Source organism: Streptomyces sp. NPDC001634 (assembly GCF_040298185.1).
Classification (GTDB): Bacteria; Actinomycetota; Actinomycetes; order Streptomycetales; family Streptomycetaceae; genus Streptomyces.
In genome coordinates this window covers 102,519-121,319 of the sequence record NZ_JBEOZU010000006.1, presented here as the reverse complement: position 1 = coordinate 121,319, position 18,801 = coordinate 102,519, and the positions used below count along the sequence as shown (strand labels likewise).

The window sequence follows — 18,801 nt, the reverse complement described above, 5'->3', positions numbered from 1 at the left end:
GAGCCTGTATGGGCTCGGGGGCCACAGTCATGTGCGGAAGGCTGTCAGCCGGTGTTGCGCAGTCCGGCCGCCACGCCGTTCACCGTGAGCAGCAGGGCGCGGGACAGCAGCGGGTCGGCCTCGGCGCCCGAGGCGGCGGCGTCGCGCTGGCGCTTGAGGAGGGCGACCTGGAGGTAGGAGATCGGGTCGAGGTAGGCATCTCGGATGGTGAAGGTCTGCTTGAGGACGGGGTTGGCGTCCAGCAGTTCGCTCTCGCCGGTGACGCGCAGGACCTCACGGACCGTCAGCTCGTGTTCGGCCTCGATCGTCGTGAAGACGTGCTTGAGTTCGTCGGGTACGAGGGTGTCGACGTAGTGGCGGGCGATGCGCAGGTCGGTCTTGGCGAGGGTCATCTCGACGTTGGAGATGAAGTTGCGGAAGAAGTGCCACTGTTCGTGCATCTCGTCGAGGACGGTGTCGAGGCCGGCCTCGCGCAGGGCCTTCAGCCCCGACCCGACGCCGTACCAGCCGGGCACGATCTGCCGGGACTGGGTCCAGCCGAAGACCCAGGGAATGGCCCGTAGTCCGTCCAGTCCTGCTCCGCTGTCGGGGCGGCGGGAGGGGCGGGAGCCCAGGTGCAGCTCGGCGAGCTGGTCCACGGGGGTGGCGGCGAAGAAGTAGGCGGGCAGGTCGGGGTCCTCGACCAGCTTGCGGTAGGCGGCGTGGGCGGCGTCGGAGACGACGTCCATGGCGGCGTCCCAGCGGGCGAGGGCCTCGACGGACTGGCGGGGGGCGGTGTGCAGCGCGGAGGCCTGAAGGGTGGCGGCGACCGTGAGTTCCAGGTTCTCGCGGGCGAGGGAGGGGATGAGGTACTTGTCGGAGATGACCTCGCCCTGCTCGGTCACCTTGATCTCGCCTTCGAGGGTGCCCCAGGGCTGGGCGAGGATCGCGTCGTGGCTGGGGCCGCCGCCGCGGCCGACGGTGCCGCCGCGGCCGTGGAAGAGGCGCAGGCGTACGCCGTAGCGGTGGGCGACGTCGCGCAGGCGGCGCTGGGCGCGGTGGATCTCCCACTGGGAGGTGGTGATGCCGCCGAACTTGGAGGAGTCGCTGTAGCCGAGCATGACCTCCTGCACGTCGCCGCGCAGGGCGACGAGGCGGCGGTAGGAGGGGTCGGCGAGCATGTCCTCCAGGATCGTGTCGGCGGCCTTCAGCTCGTCGGTGGTCTCCAGGAGGGGGACGATGCCGATCTTCGCCCAGCCGGCGTGCAGGTCGATGAGGCCTGCTTCGCGGGCGAGGACGGCGGCGGCGAACACGTCGTCGGCGCCCTGGCACATGGAGATGATGTAGGACTCGATGACCTCGGAGCCGAAGATCTTCAGGGCCCGCTTGATCGTCTCGAAGGTGCCGAGGGTCTTGGCGCCGGCGGCGTCGAGGGGGGCGGGGGTGGGCGCGAGGGGCCGACGGGAGCGCAGTTCCTTGGCGAGCAGCTTGTTGCGGTACTCGCGCGGCATGTCGTCGTAGCGCCAGGATTCCTCGCCGAGCCGGTCGAAGAGCTGGCCGAGGGCGTGGTGGTGGGCGTCGGCGTGCTCGCGGACGTCCATGGTGGCGAGCTGGAGGCCGAAGGCGGCGAGGGTGCGGATGGTGCGGGCGAGTCGGCCGTCGGCGAAGAGGCTGCCGCGGTGGGCGCGCAGTGAGGTCTGGATGGTCCTCAGGTCGTGCAGCAGTTCGGTGGTGCCGAGGTAGTCCCGTCCCGGTTCGTGCTGGGTGCCCTTGGCGAGGCGCTGCTTGGTGTTGACGAGCTTCTGCCGGATGCAGGTGGCCTTGAGGCGGTAGGGCTCCTCGGCGTTGAGGCGCTTGTAGCGGGGGCTGATCTCGGGCAGCAGTTCGAGGTCGGTGCGGAGGGATTCGAGGAGTTCCTCGGTGGCGCCGGTGTAGCGGATCGACTGGGAGAGCAGGCCGCGCAGTTCGTCGATCATCTCCAGCGCGTCGTTGATGCCGTGCTCGTGCTGGAGGATGAGCACCTCCCAGGTGACCTCGGGGGTCACGTTGGGGTTGCCGTCGCGGTCGCCGCCGATCCAGGTGCCGAAGGTGAGGGGGCGGGTGTCGTCGGGGAGCTTGACGCCGACGCGCTCCAGTTCCGCGGTGAGGTCCTCCAGGACGTCGCCGACGGCTCCGGCGTGCAGTTCGTCGAGGTAGTAGATGGCGTTGCGGGCCTCGTCGGCGGGCTCGGGGCGTACGACGCGGAGCTCGTCGGTCTGCCATACGAGGTCGATGTTCTCCGCCAGGCGGGTGTCGTGGCGGCGGCGGTCGGCCTCGATGACGGGGGCTTCCAGGAGCGCGGCGATGCGCCGGAGCTTGTTGAGGACGGACCGGCGCGCGGCCTCCGTCGGGTGCGCCGTGAACACGGGGCGCACGTTGAGGTGCTTGACGGTCTCGCGCAGGTGCTCGGGGTCGGCGTCCTTGAGCCGGTCGGCCGTACGGGCGAGGAGTCCGCCCTCGGCGGCGCGCTTGGCGCGCAGTTCGCGGCCGCGGTGGACCTGCTCGGTGACGTTCGCCAGGTGGAAGTAGGTGGAGAAGGCGCGGACCAGCTTGGCTGCCGTCTCCAGTTCGGTGCCGCGCAGCAGCTCCGCGGCGGCCTCGCCGTCCTCGCGGGTCAGCCGGCGGACGCGCTCGACCAGCTCCAGGAGCTCGGGGCCCTCCTGCCGGACGAGGGACTCTCCGAGCAGATCACCCAGTCGGCGGATGTCGGCGCGCAGCTCACTGCTGGTCGTTGTGGTCTGGTCGTCGGCACTGCTCACAGGTGCGGCTCCTTGCAGTGTTGAAGCTCGTCCGGAGGGGACCCGGACGGGTGCCGTGCGCGGCGGGTGCCGCATACGGACGGGGCATCCGGGAAGAAAACAGAGCGGACCGCGCTGTCCGACCGACACCAAGGATAGGTGTCCACGCGGACGCGCAGGCTCGCGGGCTCTTGCCGCCGGCCGACGCACTGCCATACTTACGTCGCCGTAGGTTACGGAGCCGTAGGGTCTCCCGTCAGATCCCGCGAGCACTCTGGGTTCCGTATCCCTGGCGACTGCCTCAACCCTCGACCCCACAGGGGACGCCCCATGACCACAAGCTCCGATGTGATCGAAGACGCCCCGAAGGCGAACGACGACACTCCGCTGCCCTCCGCGACGCTGGGCGGCGAGCAGAAGCGCTCGGTCGAGCAGATCACGCTGCTGCTGTTCATCATCGTCCCGTTCCTGGCGCTCGTCGCGGCGGTACCGCTGGCCTGGGGCTGGGGCGTGAGCTGGCTCGACCTGGGCCTGCTGGTCCTCTTCTACTACCTGGGCTGTCACGGCATCACGATCGGCTTCCACCGCTACTTCACGCACGGCGCGTTCAAGGCCAGGCGGCCGCTGCGGATCGCGCTGGCGATCGCCGGGTCGCTGGCCGTGGAAGGTCCGCTGGTGCGCTGGGTGGCCGACCACCGCAAGCACCACAGGTTCTCGGACGCGGAGGGCGACCCGCACTCTCCGTGGCGTTATGGCGAAACGGTTCCGGCCCTGATCAAGGGCCTGTGGTGGGCGCACATCGGCTGGATGTTCGACGAGGAGCAGACGCCGCAGGACAAGTACGCGCCCGATCTGATCAAGGACGGGGCGATCCGGGCGATCTCCCGCCAGTTCGTGCTGTGGACGGCGGTCTCGCTGGCGTTGCCGCCGCTGATCGGCGGGCTGGTGACGATGTCGTGGTGGGGCGCGTTCACGGCGTTCTTCTGGGGGTCACTCGTCCGGGTGGCGTTGCTGCACCATGTGACCTGGTCGATCAACTCGATCTGCCACGCGGTCGGCAAGCGCCCGTTCAAGTCGCGGGACCGTTCGGGCAACGTGTGGTGGCTTGCGGTCCTGTCCTGCGGCGAGTCGTGGCACAACCTGCACCATGCGGACCCGACGTCGGCGCGGCACGGTGTGGAGCGCTGGCAGCTGGACTCCTCGGCACGGATCATCCGCTGGTGCGAGCAGCTCGGCTGGGCGTACGACGTTCGCTGGCCGTCACGCTCTCGTATCGATTCCCGCCGCAGCACCGACGGGAACGGCTCCCGGCGCCGGAAGGCGACCGCTGACGCGGCATGATTGACGCGTGGCGACCGACTCCTCCAGCACTCCCAGCAGCGACAAGCCGCGGCGCACCCGCCGTACCCGGATGACCGGTGCGGAGCGCCGCCAGCAGTTGCTGGAGATCGGTCGTACGCTGTTCGCCGCCAAGGGGTTCGAAGGCACGTCGGTGGAGGAGATCGCGGCGAAGGCCGGGGTTTCCAAGCCGGTGGTGTACGAGCACTTCGGCGGCAAGGAGGGGCTGTACGCGGTGGTGGTGGACCGCGAAATGCGGCGGCTGCTGGACATGGTCACCGGTTCGCTGACGGCCGGGCATCCGCGGGAGCTGTGCGAGCAGGCGGCCTTCGCCCTCCTGGACTACATCGAGGAGTACACGGACGGCTTCCGCATCCTGGTCCGCGACTCCCCCATCCCGCAGTCGACGGGCTCGTTCGCCTCGCTGATCTCGGACATCGCGACCCAGGTGGAGGACATCCTGGGCCGTGAGTTCAAGAGCCGCGGCTTCGACCCGAAGCTGGCGCCGCTGTACGCGCAGGCGCTGGTGGGCATGGTGGCGCTGACGGGCCAGTGGTGGCTGGATGTGCGCCGCCCGAAGAAGGCGGAGGTCGCCGCGCATCTGGTGAACCTGGCGTGGCACGGGCTGGACGGCCTTGAGCAGAGGCCGCGGTTGATAGGCCACCGCAAGGCGTAGCCCCGCCGACCTCACCCGGCCGCCGCGTTCGTACGATCACCCGGTGGCCAAAGAGATCAGGTTGCCCACCGGCCGGAAGCAGGCGGTCGGCGTCATCGTCTTCGGCGCCGTCGGCGTCCTTCTTGTCGGTGTCACCGTCTACGGGTACGTCGCTGCGGCAGCCCATCTGGGGCTGATCGGGCACCCACAGAAGACGCGGATGCAGGCCTGTTCCTATGTGCCCGCGGTGAAGAGCTACCGGGGCGGTACGCCCTCCCATTGGGACTGCACCGCATACCTGGCGCACGGCACGGCGAAGGTGACCTACTCCTCCTTCCCCGGTCTGCACGCGGAGGTGGCAAAGGAGCCGTGGGGCCGATGGGTGCCGGTCGAGCGGAACGTCCGGGACCGGATCGGGCGTGTGTCCCTCCCGCTGGTGCCGCTGGCCGGCGCCGCCCTGTTCGGCCGTGCGGCGGTTCGGTCGGCGGCGCTCTTCCGGCGCTACCGGGGCTGGAGGAACTCCAGCCTGTTGCCGACGGGGTCCTCCGAATAGAACCGCAGGTGCCCGGGCAGGTTGTCGTCCCAGGTCACCCGCGCTCCGTGCGCGGCGAGACGGGCGGCGCAGGCCTCGATGTCCGTCACCCTCAGCCCGGGGTGGGCCTTCTTCGCGGGCCGGAAATCCTCCTCGATTCCCAGATGCAGCTGCACGCTTCCTGCCTGGAACCAGCACCCGCCCCGCGCCGCAAGCACCGGCGGCTTGGGGATCTCGGTCATGCCGAGGGCGTCGATGTAGTACCCGCGCAGCAGGTCCTCGGAGCCCGGCGGGGCCGCGAGCTGCACATGGTCGACGGCGGCGAGCATCGCTCACGCCTCCTTCGTGGCGACGGCGAAGATACGGCGGAACGGGAACACCGTGCCGTGGCCGGTCGCCGGGTACGCCTCGCGCAGCGCCGTGCGGTAGTCGGCGAGGAACTCCTCCGCCTCCTCGCCCAGTTCGGTGAGGACGGGCCGCAGTCCGGTGCCCTTCACCCAGTCCAGGACCGGGTCCTCGCCCTCCAGCAGATGCAGGTACGTCGTCTCCCACACGTCCACCGTGCAGCCGAGGGCGGTGAGGTGCTCCAGATAGGCGCCGGGGGTGAGCACGGCGTCGTCGTGGCGCAGGGTGTCGGCGAGACGGTCCTTCCAGCGGGCCGAGTGGGCCAGTTCCCGCATCAGCTGGTGGCTGGGGGAGTCGAAGTTGCCGGGGACCTGGAAGGCGAAGGTGCCGCCGGGGGCGAGACCCGCGATCCAGTCGGGGAAGCGGCCGGCGTGCCCGGGCACCCACTGCAGGGTGGCGTTGCTGAGGATCAGGTCGTACGGCTCCGGGGGCACCCAGGTACGGGCGTCGGCGAACGAGAAGTCGAGGCGGCCTCCGCCCGGGGTGGGGCCCTCGTGCTCGGTGATGGCCTTGTCCAGCATCTCGGGCGAGTTGTCGTAGCCGACGATGTGCGCGGTGGACCAGCGGTCGGCGAGCAGGACAGTGACGTTGCCGGGTCCGCAGCCCAGGTCGGCGATGCGGGGCGGGTCGCCGGGGAGTGCGGGGACGCGGGCGAGCAGGTCGACGAAGGGGCGGGCGCGGTGGCCGGCGTGGCGCAGGTACTGACCCGGGTCCCAGGTGGGAGTGGCGGCGGGCATGGCAGGGCCTCCTCAACGGCGAGCGGGCACGGCGTCCTCGTACGGAGGCGTCGCCCCCGTTTGACGCCGCCTCCGTACGGAAGCCATCCTCGTACCCCAACTATCTCGACGTCAAGAGACTTTTCATCAAGAGACTCGACTACCAAAAGACTCAACTTCAAGAGACTCCACATCAAGAGACTTCATGTCGACACAACCACTACACTGATCGCCATGGAGGACGAGGTCGATCGGCTGGTCGCGGCGTGGCGCAGGGAGCGCCCGGACCTCGACGTGGAACCGCTGGAGGTGCTCAGCCGGGTGAGCAGACTGGCCCGGCACCTGGACCGCGCACGCCGGCTGGCGTTCTCCGAGCACAGCCTGGAGCCCTGGGAGTTCGACGTCCTCACCGCGCTGCGACGGGCCGGCAGCCCCTATCAGCTCTCCCCCGGCCAGCTGCTGACCCAGACGCTGGTCACCTCCGGCACGATGACGAACCGCATCGACCGTCTGGCGAAGAAGGGCCTGGTCGAGCGGCTGCCCGATCCCAGCGACCGCCGGGGCGTACTGGTGCGCCTCACGGAGGAGGGCCAGGACCGGGCGGACCAGGCGCTCGCCGGACTGCTCGACCAGGAGCGCGCGATCCTGTCGGAGCTGAGCCGGGCCCAACGCGGTGAACTGGCGGCGCTGCTACGCCAGCTGACCGCCCCGTTCGACAACATCCCCGGTTAGGTCGACCGGCCCGACGCCGGCACGGCGGGCGAGGGCGACGGCGGCGAGGGTGGAGTGGACACCCAGCTTCCCGAGGACGTTCTGCATATGGGTGCGGACGGTGTGGGGGGAGAGGAACAGCCGCTCGGCGACGGCCTTGCGGCCCAGCCCGGCGACCATGCACCGCAGTACTTCCCGCTCCCGGGGCGTCAGGGACTCCACCAGCCGCTCGCTCTCGGTGCGGTGCTTGCGGGCCGCGGTCAGTTCGCGCAGGACTCCGGTGAGCAGGGCGGGCGGAAGGTGCGTCTCGTCCCGCAGCACGCCCCGGATGACCGTGAGCAGCCGGGACAGCGAGCAGTCCTTGGCGACCCAGCCGGAGGCACCGGCCTGCAGGGCCAGGGCCGCCCGGCGCGGGTCGTCCTTCTCGGCAAGGACGACGGTCCGCACGCTCGGCTGACCGGAACGGACGCCGGCGACGAGGGAGATGCCGTCGACGAGCCCGTCCTCGTTGCCCTCCTGGACGGGGACCGCCGGACGGGAGCCCGGAACATTGCCGCCGAGGTCCGCGTCGACGAGCATCACGTCGAATCTGCGGCCTTCCGCGGCCGCCCGGTCCAGGCAGCGCAGCGCGGCCGGACCGCTCCCGGCAGCGGACACGTCGACGTCGGGCTCGGCTGCCAGGGCGGCGGCGAGCGACTCGGCGAAGATGCGATGGTCGTCGACGACCAGGACTCGGATGCGAACCACTGATACCCCCACTGCTCGGGGGACGACCGGTGCGGGTACGACGCCCGGAGTGTCCCCCGGTCATTCGCCTGGGACGGGGCGACGCAGCCACACGGCCGCCGCCGTGCTGGAACTGCTACCCCCACCCCGGGCGTCGTACCCGACTGTCTCGCCCCCTGATCAGCACCGGCCCCCACCGGTGCTGTTCACAGGGTAGGGCCAGGGGCCGGGAGCGGAAGGAAATTTGCAGAACTGGTTGGCCAGCGCGTTTATGGTGAGCCACATGTTTCGTATCGAGACAGAAGTCGACAAAGTGCGTCGGGATCTGCTCCGCGCCCGGCTGCGCGAGACGAACACGGTGGCGTCACCGGTGCTGCGCGCACTGCGCGGAACGCCTGGTGAACGCGAAGTTCCGCTCCACGTCTGGGCGTTGGACGCCGCGGGAGAGCTGGTGGGCGGGCTGGTCGGCCACACCTGGACGACGTGGCTGCACGTCACCTACCTGTGGGTGGACGACCGCCATCGCGGCGCGGGCCTCGGCACGCGCCTGCTGGCCGAGGCGGAGCGCACGGCGCGCGAGGGGCGCGGCTGCACAGCCGCACGCCTGGAGACCTGGGACTTCCAGGCCCCCGAGTTCTACAAGAAGCAGGGCTATGACGTGGTGTGCGTGATCCCCGACTATCCGCCGGGGATCACGGAGTACACACTGACGAAGAGACTGGGCTGAGCAGAATCAGCCCGTACGGCGATCGAGGACGAGGCCGTTCAGGCCGAAGCGGGGTCTGGGGGCGGCAGCCCCCAGGACCGGGGCTCAGTTCAGGCGACGGGCGCCGGCCGACGGCACCGCCGGGAACACCCGAGGCGCCGTAAAACCGGCGGAGCCGAACGCCTCCTCGATCGCCTTGGTGATCGTGTCCGCGTCGGACGCCTCCGTCAGCACGATCGCCGAGCCGCCGAAGCCGCCGCCCGTCATCCGGGCGCCGAGCGCGCCGGAGGCGTTCGCCGTGTCCACCACCAGGTCCAGCTCCGGGCAGGAGATGCGCAGGTCGTCCCGCAGGGAGACATGGCCCTCGGTCAGCACGGGACCGATCGCCCGGACGTCGCCCGCGTCCAGCAGGGCGACGACCTGGTCGACACGGTGGTCGTCCGAGACCACGTGACGCACATAGCGGCGCACGCGCTCGTCGGACAGGCGCGCAAGCGCGGACTCCAGGTCCTCGTACGCAACGTCCCGCAGATGCGAGACCCCGAGCTGCCGTGCGCCCTCCTCGCACCCCTCGCGCCGCTCAGCGTACGCCCCGTCGCCCAGCGCGTGCTTCACGCGGGTGTCGACGACCAGCAGCGAGAGGCCCTGGGAGGCCAGGTCGAAGGGGATCTGCCGGATGGAGAGGTCGCGGCAGTCGAGGTGCAGGGCGTGGCCCTCGGTGCTGCACGCCGACGCCGTCTGGTCCATGACGCCGCACGGCACGCCGACGAAGTCGTTCTCGGCGCGCTGGGCGAGCCGGGCGAGCTCCGGGCGGGTCAGACCGAGGTCGTACAGGTCGTTCAGGGCCAGGGCGGTGACCACCTCAAGGGCCGCCGACGACGACAGGCCCGCGCCCGTCGGCACCGTCGAGGACAGATGGAGGTCCGCGCCGGTGATCGCGTGGCCCGCCTCGCGCAGCACCCAGACGACACCCGCCGGGTACGCGGCCCAGCTGGTGTTCGTCAGAGGCTGAAGCTCGTCGACGTGCAGTTCGACGACCGGGCCCTCGACGTCCGCCGAGTGCAGGCGCAGCACGCCGTCGGTGCGGCGCGAGACCGCGGCGACCGCCGTGTGCGGCAGCGCGAACGGCATCACGAACCCCTCGTTGAAGTCCGTGTACTCGCCGATCAGGTTGACCCGGCCCGGTGCCGTCCAGACGCCCTCGGGAGCCGTCCCGTACAGCTCCTCGAAGCCCTCGCGTACGCCCACCTACTGCTCCCTTGCGTTGCTTGCGATGTCCTGCGCGAACTGCCACGCGTCCGCGACGATCCCCGCGAGGTCCGCGCGGGACGGGTTCCAGCCGAGCCGCTCGCGGGCCGTGGCCGCGGAGGCGACCAGGACCGCCGGGTCGCCGCCCCGGCGCGGGGCCACGACCTCGGGGATCGGGTGTCCGGTGACCTGGCGCACCGTCTCGATGACCTCGCGCACGGAGAAGCCGTTGCCGTTGCCGAGGTTGCAGATCAGGTGCTCGCCTGGTGTGGCGGCGTCCAGGGCCAGCAGGTGCGCCTCGGCCAGGTCCGCGACGTGGATGTAGTCGCGGATGCAGGTGCCGTCCGGCGTCGGGTAGTCGTCGCCGAAGACGGAGATGGCCTCGCGGCGGCCCTGCGCGACCTGGAGCACCAGCGGGATGAGGTGGGACTCGGGGTCGTGCCGCTCGCCGCAGCTGCCGTAGGCGCCCGCCACGTTGAAGTAGCGCAGGGACACGGCGCCCAGGCCGTGCGCGGCCGCCTCACCGGTGATCATGTGGTCGACGGCGAGCTTGGAGGCGCCGTAGGGGTTGGTGGGCCTGGTCGGGGCGCTCTCCTCGATCGGCGTCCGCTCCGGTTCGCCGTACGTCGCCGCCGTGGAGGAGAAGACGAGCTTGCGCACGCCCGTCTCGCGCATCGCGCCGAGCAGCGCCATGGTGCCGCCGACGTTGTTGTCCCAGTACTTCTCGGGCTTCACGACCGACTCGCCGACCTGCGAGAACGCGGCGAAGTGCAGGACCGCGTCGAAGGAGGGGTCCAGCCACTTGCCGGCGTCGCGGATGTCGCCCTCGATGAAGGAAGCGCCCGCCGGCACGCCCTCGCGGAAGCCGGTGGAGAGGTTGTCGAGCACGACCACCTCGTGGCCCGCCTCCAGCAGGTGCTGCGCGACCACGCTGCCCACATAGCCGGCGCCGCCGGTGACCAGGTACTTCCCACTCATGAACTCGCTACCTCTCGCAGTCGCCGGGCCGCGGCCTCCGGCGGCACGTCGTTGATGAACACGTTCATGCCGGACTCGGAACCCGCGAGGAACTTCAGCTTGCCGGAAGTGCGGCGAATGGTGAAAAGCTCGAGGTGAAGCGCGAAGTCGTCACGGCTGACGCCCTCGAACTCCTCCAGCGTGCCGAACGGCGCCTGGTGCCAGGCGGCGATGTACGGCGTCGGGGGCTCACTCACGGCGTTTTCCCCACCATCCCCCCCATCGAAGATCCGGTCGAAGCGCCTCAAGAGTTCCAGATACACCTTGGGGAACTCTGTGCGCGCCTCCTGGTCGAGCGCGAGCAGGTCGGGGACGCGGCGCTTCGGGTAGAGGTGGATCTCGTACGGCCAGTGGGCGGCGTACGGCACGAAGGCCACCCACTGTTCACCCTCCAGGACGACCCGCTCGTCGGCGAGCTCGCGTTCCAGGACGGCGTCGAACAGGTTCTCCCCGCCGGTGGCCTCTTTGTGGGCGGCGAGCGAACGGAGCATCAGGGCGGTGCGCGGCGTGGTGAAGGGGTACGCGTAGATCTGGCCGTGCGGGTGGCCGAGGGTCACGCCGATCTCCGCGCCGCGGTTCTCGAAGCAGAAGACCTGTTCGACGGCGGGCAGGTGGGACAGCTCCGCGGTGCGGTCGGTCCAGGCGTCCAGGACCAGCCCCGCGTGCTCCTCGGTCAGGTCGGCGAAGGAGGCGTTGTGGTCGGAGGTGAAGCAGACGACCTCGCAGCGGCCGGAGTCGCCGGCGAGGGAGGGGAAACGATTCTCGAAGACCACGACGTCGTACGAGGAGTCCGGGATCTCGCTCAGCCTCCCGCCCTGGGAGGGGCACAGGGGGCATTCGTCGGCCGGCGGGTGGTAGGTGCGGCCCTGGCGGTGCGAGGCGATGGCGACACGGTCGCCGAGCAGCACGTCGCGACGGATCTCGGAGGTCGTGACGGTGCGCTCCAGCGGCCGGCGGTCGACCGCGTCGCGCACGGCGTCGTCCCGCAGGTCGTAGTAGATGAGCTCACGACCGTCGGCCAGCAGGGTCGAGGTCTTCTTCACGTCGGACTCTCCATTCGAGCCACCCAGCCTTCAAACATAACCGAACACAACAAACCACAAGCCACCACGCCAGTCAACGTCACAAACAAACAAACTTCACCATCAAAAGCGTTCAAAATATCGAACACGGAGGCACAGGTTCCGGGAACTGATTGGTTCATACAGCGAAGCGAGTAACCATGCAAACCCCCACATATCTGGCGGCCGAGCTACGACTGCCCACGAACGGGCTCGACTACACGATCCTCGGCATCTACTTCGCCGTGGTCCTGGGCATCGGCTTCGCCGCCCGCCGCTCCGTGAAGACCAGCCTCGACTTCTTCCTGTCCGGGCGCTCGCTGCCCGCCTGGATCACCGGCCTGGCGTTCATCTCGGCCAACCTGGCTGCCACCGAGATCCTCGGCATGGCCGCCAACAGTGCTCAGTACGGCGCATACACGGTGCACTGGTACTGGATCGGCGCCATCCCGGCCATGGTCTTCCTGGGCCTTGTGATGATGCCCTTCTACTACGGCTCCAAGGTCCGCTCGGTCCCCGAGTTCCTGCTGCTCCGCTTCGACAGGGGCGCACACCTGCTGAGTTCGATCCTGTTCGCCTTCGCCGCCATCCTGATCGCCGGCGTGAACCTCTACGCCCTCGCGATCGTCGTCGAGGCGCTGCTCGGCTGGCCGCAATGGGTCGCGATCGTGGTCGCGGGCTTCTTCGTACTCGCGTACATCACCCTCGGCGGACTGTCGTCCGCGATCTACAACGAGGTGCTGCAGTTCTTCGTGATCCTGGCGGCCCTCATCCCGATCACCGTGCTCGGCCTGAAGAAGGTCGGTGGCTGGGGCGGCCTGACCGACAAGCTCACCGCGACCCACGGCCACAACTTCGTCACCGCCTGGGGCGGCACCGGCATCGGCCACGCCAACCCGCTGGGCGCCAACTGGCTGACGATCGTCCTCGGCCTCGGCTTCGTGCTGTCCTTCGGCTACTGGACGACCAACTTCGCCGAGGTGCAGCGCGCCCTGTCCGCGAGGAACCTCTCCGCCGCCCAGCGCACCCCGCTGATCGCCGCGTACCCGAAGATCTTCATCGTCTTCCTGGTGATGATCCCGGGCCTGGTCGCCGCCGTCCTCGTCCCGAAGATCGGCACCCCCGGCTCGGGCCTGCAGTACAACGACTCGATCCCGTACCTGATGCAGGAGTTGCTGCCCAACGGTGTGCTGGGCATCGCGGTGACCGGTCTGCTGGCGGCCTTCATGGCCGGCATGGCGGCCAACGTGTCCTCCTTCAACACGGTGTTCACCAACGACATCTGGTCGAAGTACGTGGTCAGGCACCGCGAGGACGAGTACTACGTGAAGTTCGGCCGCCTCATCACGGCCATCGGCGTCGTCGCCTCCATCGGCACGGCGTTCCTCGCGTCCTCGTTCTCGAACATCATGAGCTACCTGCAGACGCTGTTCTCCTTCTTCAACGTGCCGATGTTCGTGGTCTTCGTCGTCGGCATGTTCTGGAAGCGCGCGTCCGCGAAGTCCGGCTTCTGGGGCCTGCTCGGCGGCACCGTCACCGCGATGATCAACTACTTCGTCATCTACAAGCACGGCATCATCGGCATCCCCTCCGACCAGGGAGCCAACTTCGTCTCGGCGATCGCCGGCTTCGTGGCCGGCGCGGTCGTGATGGTCGCCGTCTCGCTGTTCACCGCGTCGAAGCCGGAGGAGGACCTCCAGGGCCTGGTGTACGGCACCACCTCGCCCGGCATGGCCGAGCCGCCCGCCGCCGGCGACGACGCCTGGTACCGCAGGCCCGCCCTGCTGGGCTGGGGCTCGGTCGTCCTCGCCGCCGCCTGCTACGTCCCGTTCTCGCTCTGACCGCGGGAGGATGGAGAGACCATGTCCGAGCACTACTCCGATCGCGAGGTCCAGCGCGAGGTCATCGAGCTGAAACAGAAGTCCACGACCGCCGCACGGATCTTCGACCTGCGCCGCATCATCGGCGGCCTGTTCGTGGTCTACGGCATCATCGTCATGATCGCGGGCTTCACCGCCTCCGACGCCGCCATCCGCAAGGCGCAGGGCGTCAACATCAACCTGTGGACCGGGCTGGGGATGCTGCTGCTCGGCATCTTCTTCCTGGTATGGCTGAAGCTGCGCCCCATGGCTCCGCCGGTCACGCCGCTTCCCGAGGTTCTGCCGGACGAGAAGCGGGAGTGACCTGCCGCTACGTCTCCGTCCCCGGCGGTGTCGCGTGGTTGACCGGACCGGCGCGGTCCAGGAGCCCCGTCCGTGCGGCCAAGGCGGCAGCCTCGAGGCGGGAGCCCACGCCCAGCTTCATCAGGACCCGTTGGACATGGGTGCGGGCCGTCGACGGGGCTATGCCCATGCCGGCCGCGATCAGCCGCGTGTCCTCACCGTCCGCGACCCGCACCAGGACCTCCACCTCACGCGGGGTCAGCATCTGCAGCAGCCGCTGGCCCTCGTCGTCCGGCTGGGCGGCCGGGTTCAGCAGTTCGCTGAACGCGCCCTGCAGCAGCTGCGGCGCCACCGCCGCCTCACCCGCCCGCGCCTTCATGATCGCCCGCTCGACGCCCTCGATACGCTCGTCGTGGCGAACGTATCCCGAGGCGCCCGCGGCGAACGCCGCCGCGATCCCCCGCGGGTTCGGCACCGGCCCGAGGACCAGCACCGCCACCTGCGGACGCTCCCGTTTGATCCGCACCACCGGGTCGAAGGCCCCCGGCTCGGCGGGTGTCGCCGTCCCCAGCAGGCACACCTCCGGTGCCCTGGTGATCACCAGTTCCGCCGCGCCCGCCACGGGCGCCGCCGCAGCGAGCACCCGGTGCCCCCGCAGCTTCAGCGCCGAGGCCAGTGCCTCGGCGAGCAGTCGGTGGTCGTCGACCACCATGAGCCGCACTCCCATCGAGCAACCCCCCAGTCCCCCCCATGGATGCCCACTATGGATGCCCCCCGGCCCGCACGGACAGAAGCCCCCGGCTGCACCCCCCGCCCTTTATGCCCCCGGAAGCTACACGCTTGTTCGACATTGCGCTTCCCCTACTGGTGAGAAGTGCCCCGGATTACCGAAATCCCGCCCATTCGCGCCTGATGAGGGGTACGCGAAAGACCCCGCCCCTGAACAGGAGCGAGGCCTTCGCCGTGCGCGGAGTACGCGCTACTTCGCGCCGAAGCCGAGCGCCGTGTACGACTTCTGGTCCGACGAGTACGGCTTGCTCGCCAGGTCCTTGCCGAGGAACAACCGGCCGTCGGTGTAGAGCAGTTCCGAGTTCTTCGGGACCATGCTGCTGATCGCGCTGAGCACGCCCTCGGAGGCCGGGGTCTCCAGCAGCTTGGTCTGCTTCAGGGTCGTACCGTCGACCGAGACCACCTGGGCGCCCTTGTCGTACGGCCCGCTCTTGTACGCCAGCAGGTTCCCCCCGTCCATGCGGATCGGGAAGATCTCGTAGTCGTCGCCCGCGTCGATCTTGTCACCGGTGGTCTTCCCGGTGGCCAGCGAGAACGAGATGATCTCGTTGGTCTGGGTGCTCTGGCCCGTACCGTCGTGCTGCTGGGTGGGCACGTACAGCTTGTCGTTGCCGACCGTGATCCCGTGGCAGTCGTGGATCTTGCCGACGCCGCAGTCGTGCCCGTACTTGCCGTCCGCGAGCGTGATCTTCGTGCGCAGTTTGCCGGTGTCGTCCATCGAGAAGACGTCCGTGGCGCCGGACGCGGTGACATCGCCGGAGTCCAGCCCGAACACGACCGGTTTGGTGGAGATCACCTTGGCGTTGTCGATGCCCTTGGGGAGCTTGTAGCCCCACTTGACGGCACCGGTCTTCTGGTCGAGGAGCTGCACCTCGTACGTCTCGTTGCCGTAGTCGCCGCACTTGCGCACCGCGACGAGCTGCTCGCCGCCCGCGTAGCCGACGTCCGTGCAGGAGCCGACCTTGGGCTGCCACAGCACCTTGCCGGTGGTCAGGTCGAAAGCGGCGCCACCGTCGTAACCGGCGCCGGCCGCGACCGTGTTGCCGCTGATCGAGACCTCGCCGAACCGGAGGGGCGTACCGCTGGGGTTGATCGACTTGGTCCACAGCTTCTTGCCGGTGGCGACCTCGAAGGCCGTGACGTCACTGCACGGCTTGTGGTCCCGGGCATTGGCACGCTTGCCCGACTCGGTCACCACGGCGGCGACACCGGACGAGCTGATCTCGGGCGAGCCCGCGCAGGTCTGGCCGTCCAGCGGCAGCGTCCACTTGATCGCGCCGGTGTCCGCGTCATAGCCGACGATCTTGTTGATTCCGGCCTTGGCGTAGACGGAGTCGGTGAGCCAGGAGCCGGCGACGCTGTCGATCTCGTCCTTGTCCTTGATCTCCGGCGCGGGCAGCTGGAAGAGGACCTTGGCGCTGGTGTTGGCCGGGACCTTCTCCTTGCCCCCGCTGCCGGAGCCTGTGGTGCCGCCCCCCTTGTTGTCCCCGCCGGTGCCGCCCGACGCGGACTTCTTGTCCTTGGTGCCGCCGGACGAACTGTTCGCGTACCAGACCCCGCCGCCGACGATCAGCGCGATGGCCGCGACCGCCGCGACGACGATCCACACCTGGGCGCCCGGCCCCTTGCGGCCGCCGCCCTGCGGGGCCCCCTGCTGCATGGGGACGGTCTGCGGCTGCGGATAGCCGTAGCCGGACTGCTGGTTCGGGTAGCCGTAGCCGGGCTGCGGGCCGGGATAGCCGTAGCCGGGCTGACCGGGCGGCGTCTGCGGGTAGCCGTAGCCAGGGCCCTGTGCGGGCGGCGGAGTCTGCGGCGGCGGGTAGCCGTACCCGGGTCCCTGCGCGGGCGGCGGAGTCTGCGGCGGCGTCTGGGGCGGCGTCTGGGGCGGCGTCTGGGGCGGCGTCTGGGGCGCGCCGAAACCGCCCGGCGGTGGGCTCTGGGGGGCGCCGAAACCGCCACCGGGGGGCGTGTCCTGGGGCGCGCCGAAGCCGCCCGGCGGCGGCTGGTTCGGGGGCGGGGGCGGCTGGCTCATGACGTGAGTACCTCGAAGGACGGAAGAAAGGACGGAAGAGTGGTGGGCAGGAGCGAAGGGGTCAGGAGCCGGGTCACTTGCCGTAGGCCAGCATCAGCTTCTCCTTCGTCCGGGTGCCGCCCGTCAGGCGGGTCGTGGAGATGTAGAAGCGCCCGTCCACGTAGTCGATCACCTTGGAGTAGAAGCCGCTCTCGATCTTCGCTGCGCCCGACGGGTTCTGCAGCAGCTTGCTCGTGGCGTGCCCGGCTCCGGTCGCGATGGAGACGACCTGGCCGCCGCCGTCGTACGACGGCTCGACGTATGCGATCAGGTTCGTGCCGTCCGTCTTCAGCGGGAGCATCGACTGGGCCGCCGGGGACTTCACCCGCCACTTCTCCTTGCCGGTGTCGAGGCTGATCGCGACGACCTCGTTGGGGCCGCTCTTGGCCTCCGTCGGCAGGTACAGGGTGTTCGCGTCGGCCACCGCGCCCGTGCAGCCCTGCAGATCACGGCTGAGGACGGCCCAGCCGCACTCGGGTGCGAAGGACTCGTTGACGTCGACCTGGGAGCGCAGCGAGCCGTCGTTCTTCAGCGTGGAGACGTTCCACTTCTTCTTGTCCTCGTTGGTGAGGTAGAGGACGACGGGGTCGACGGAGTAGGCGCGCGCGACCGTCCAGCCCTTGGGGATCTTCTTCGTCCACCTGGCCTTGCCGGTCGCCGGGTCGAGCTCCTGCACCTCGTCGTGCTCGTTCGAACTGCCGGCGCTGCACGAGGCGACGGAGATCAGCTTGGCGCCGCCCGCGAACGCGGTCGGGAAGCAGGCCCCGGTGTACTCCTGCTTGTCCCACAGCTTCTTGCCGGTGCCCACGTCGTATCCCGTACCGGACTGCGAGCGGCCGACCACCACGGTCTTGCCGGTGAGGCTGAGGCTGATGTTGAGCGTGCTGTCGAACAGGGCGCCCTCGGCGATCTGGGCGCTCCAGCCCTTCTTGCCGGTGCCGAGGTCGATCTCCTGGAGCTGGTTGCACTTGGCGTTGTCGCTGACACCGCTCATGTAGGCCACGACGACCTTGTCGTCGGCGGTCTTCTGCGGCGTGACCGCGCAGATCTTCTGCGGGAAGGAGATCGGGGCCCAGGTGGGGTTGCCGTTGCCGACGTTGTAGGCGAAGACCTGCTTGTACGCGGCCTTCACCGCCGCCTTGCCGGTGATCCACATGCTGGGGGCGTCTGCGCCCGAACCGGGTGCGTCGGGCGCCTGCTTGTACCAGAGCACCTTCGCCTCGCCCGCCTTGCGGCCGTCGTTGAGGTTCTCGGGGTCCTCGCCGCCGTCGCCGCTGCCGTCGCCCGGGTTGACCGGGGTGGAGGTGTCCGCGGACGGCGTGGCGTCATGGCTCTTGCCGGCGGTGGGCTTCTTGTCCCCGCCGCCGCTGACCGCGTACACCGTGCCGCCTATGACGAGCAGCGCGGCGACGGCGGCGCCGACGACCAGGGCGGGCTTGCCCTTGAAGGGGTTCCTGGAACCGCCTCCGGGGGGCGGGGTGGGCGCACCCGGGAACTGGGGCGGCTGCTGCGGGTAGCCGTGACCGGGCTGGGGCTGGGCGTAGGGGCCGGGCTGCCGGCCGTAAGGACCCGGCTGGCTGTAGGGCCCCGGCTGCGCGTACGGGCCGGGCTGCTGCTGCGGGTAGCCGTACCCCGGCTGCGGCGGGGCCGGGGGCTGGGCGGGCGGCGGCGGCGGTGTGGCCTGCCGCGGGTCCTGGGGAGCACCGAAACCGCCTGGCGGTGGATTCTGCGGTGCTCCGAAGCCACCCTGCGGCGGCTGGTCGGGCGGCTGAGTCATCAGCGCGTTCCCCCTCATCAACTGATGTGTCCCCACGCCCGTGGTACTCGTTTTCCGCCACGCCGGTGGTCCTCAGACTGTTCTCAGACGGCCCTTTCTATCACTGCGGTGCCCCTACGGACGGGGCCGGT

The 18,801-nt window shown here is 69.8% G+C and carries 17 protein-coding genes; 7 read left to right on the top strand and 10 right to left on the bottom strand.

Translation table 11 applies throughout. The features are described 5' to 3' along the window. Window positions 1–44 precede the first annotated feature (44 nt). Window positions 45–2,777, bottom strand: a complete 2,733-nt coding sequence (gene ppc / locus ABT186_RS05900; RefSeq protein ID WP_351923778.1) for a phosphoenolpyruvate carboxylase — start codon at window positions 2,775–2,777, stop codon at window positions 45–47. Window positions 2,778–3,086: 309 nt separating this feature from the next. Here ppc and ABT186_RS05895 point away from each other — a divergent pair, with 309 nt between their 5' ends. From ABT186_RS05895 to ABT186_RS05885, 3 genes are read left to right on the top strand one after another with little or no spacing between them, the layout of a single operon-like run. Beyond that, the gene (locus ABT186_RS05895) at window positions 3,087–4,097 is read left to right on the top strand and encodes an acyl-CoA desaturase (RefSeq protein ID WP_351226042.1); all 1,011 of its coding nucleotides are present in this window, start codon (window positions 3,087–3,089) and stop codon (window positions 4,095–4,097) included. Window positions 4,098–4,104: 7 nt separating this feature from the next. Further along, the gene (locus ABT186_RS05890) at window positions 4,105–4,770 is read left to right on the top strand and encodes a TetR family transcriptional regulator (protein ID WP_351226040.1); all 666 of its coding nucleotides are present in this window, start codon (window positions 4,105–4,107) and stop codon (window positions 4,768–4,770) included. A gap of 43 nt (window positions 4,771–4,813) precedes the next feature. Next, on the top strand, window positions 4,814–5,302 hold the full coding sequence (locus ABT186_RS05885) for a hypothetical protein (RefSeq protein WP_351226038.1): 489 nt from the start codon (window positions 4,814–4,816) through the stop codon (window positions 5,300–5,302). On the opposite strand, the gene ABT186_RS05880 is transcribed toward ABT186_RS05885, so the two are convergent. Both ABT186_RS05880 and ABT186_RS05875 read right to left on the bottom strand, forming a co-directional pair. Beyond that, window positions 5,251–5,610 carry a VOC family protein gene (locus tag ABT186_RS05880; RefSeq protein ID WP_351226037.1) on the bottom strand — a complete coding sequence of 120 codons (360 nt, stop codon included), beginning with the start codon at window positions 5,608–5,610 and terminating at the stop codon, window positions 5,251–5,253. The genes ABT186_RS05885 and ABT186_RS05880 overlap by 52 nt on opposite strands. 3 nt (window positions 5,611–5,613) lie before the next feature. After that, window positions 5,614–6,423: a trans-aconitate 2-methyltransferase gene (locus tag ABT186_RS05875; RefSeq protein WP_351923776.1), complete on the bottom strand. Its 810-nt coding sequence runs from the start codon at window positions 6,421–6,423 to the stop codon at window positions 5,614–5,616. Window positions 6,424–6,636: 213 nt separating this feature from the next. Here ABT186_RS05875 and tamR point away from each other — a divergent pair, with 213 nt between their 5' ends. After that, on the top strand, window positions 6,637–7,134 hold the full coding sequence (gene tamR / locus ABT186_RS05870) for a MarR family transcriptional regulator TamR (protein ID WP_351226035.1): 498 nt from the start codon (window positions 6,637–6,639) through the stop codon (window positions 7,132–7,134). Here tamR and ABT186_RS05865 read toward each other — a convergent pair. Then, entirely contained in the window at window positions 7,093–7,860 is a 768-nt protein-coding gene (locus ABT186_RS05865; protein WP_351226033.1) for a LuxR C-terminal-related transcriptional regulator, read from the bottom strand. The genes tamR and ABT186_RS05865 overlap by 42 nt on opposite strands. 250 nt (window positions 7,861–8,110) lie before the next feature. Between ABT186_RS05865 and ABT186_RS05860 the strand changes: the two genes are divergently transcribed. Beyond that, window positions 8,111–8,566, top strand: coding sequence for a GNAT family N-acetyltransferase (locus ABT186_RS05860; protein ID WP_351226068.1), 456 nt, complete (start codon window positions 8,111–8,113; stop codon window positions 8,564–8,566). An 84-nt stretch (window positions 8,567–8,650) separates the two neighbouring features. On the opposite strand, the gene galK is transcribed toward ABT186_RS05860, so the two are convergent. The 3 genes from galK to galT are packed head-to-tail and all read right to left on the bottom strand — an operon-like array spanning window position 8,651 to window position 11,853. Next, window positions 8,651–9,793 carry a galactokinase gene (galK, locus tag ABT186_RS05855; RefSeq protein ID WP_351226031.1) on the bottom strand — a complete coding sequence of 381 codons (1,143 nt, stop codon included), beginning with the start codon at window positions 9,791–9,793 and terminating at the stop codon, window positions 8,651–8,653. After that, window positions 9,794–10,771 (bottom strand): UDP-glucose 4-epimerase GalE, encoded by a 978-nt coding sequence (gene galE, locus ABT186_RS05850; RefSeq protein WP_351226029.1) that lies wholly within the window; start codon window positions 10,769–10,771, stop codon window positions 9,794–9,796. Next, on the bottom strand, window positions 10,768–11,853 hold the full coding sequence (gene galT / locus ABT186_RS05845; protein WP_351226027.1) for a galactose-1-phosphate uridylyltransferase: 1,086 nt from the start codon (window positions 11,851–11,853) through the stop codon (window positions 10,768–10,770). The genes galE and galT overlap by 4 nt, the downstream gene beginning before the upstream one ends. Before the next feature lie 179 nt (window positions 11,854–12,032). Here galT and ABT186_RS05840 point away from each other — a divergent pair, with 179 nt between their 5' ends. Next, the gene (locus tag ABT186_RS05840; protein ID WP_351923774.1) at window positions 12,033–13,712 is read left to right on the top strand and encodes a sodium:solute symporter family protein; all 1,680 of its coding nucleotides are present in this window, start codon (window positions 12,033–12,035) and stop codon (window positions 13,710–13,712) included. A 21-nt stretch (window positions 13,713–13,733) separates the two neighbouring features. Beyond that, complete coding sequence (locus tag ABT186_RS05835) at window positions 13,734–14,054, top strand: hypothetical protein (RefSeq protein ID WP_351226023.1); 321 nt, start codon at window positions 13,734–13,736, stop codon at window positions 14,052–14,054. A gap of 7 nt (window positions 14,055–14,061) precedes the next feature. Here the strand turns inward: ABT186_RS05835 and ABT186_RS05830 are convergent, their stop codons facing one another. The 3 genes from ABT186_RS05830 to ABT186_RS05820 all read right to left on the bottom strand — a co-directional run bounded on the left by ABT186_RS05830 (window position 14,062) and on the right by ABT186_RS05820 (window position 18,670). Beyond that, window positions 14,062–14,760, bottom strand: a complete 699-nt coding sequence (locus tag ABT186_RS05830; protein ID WP_351226021.1) for a helix-turn-helix transcriptional regulator — start codon at window positions 14,758–14,760, stop codon at window positions 14,062–14,064. A gap of 252 nt (window positions 14,761–15,012) precedes the next feature. Then, complete coding sequence (locus tag ABT186_RS05825; protein WP_351923772.1) at window positions 15,013–16,854, bottom strand: outer membrane protein assembly factor BamB family protein; 1,842 nt, start codon at window positions 16,852–16,854, stop codon at window positions 15,013–15,015. Window positions 16,855–16,927: 73 nt separating this feature from the next. After that, on the bottom strand, window positions 16,928–18,670 hold the full coding sequence (locus tag ABT186_RS05820) for an outer membrane protein assembly factor BamB family protein (protein WP_351923770.1): 1,743 nt from the start codon (window positions 18,668–18,670) through the stop codon (window positions 16,928–16,930). Window positions 18,671–18,801 lie beyond the last annotated feature (131 nt).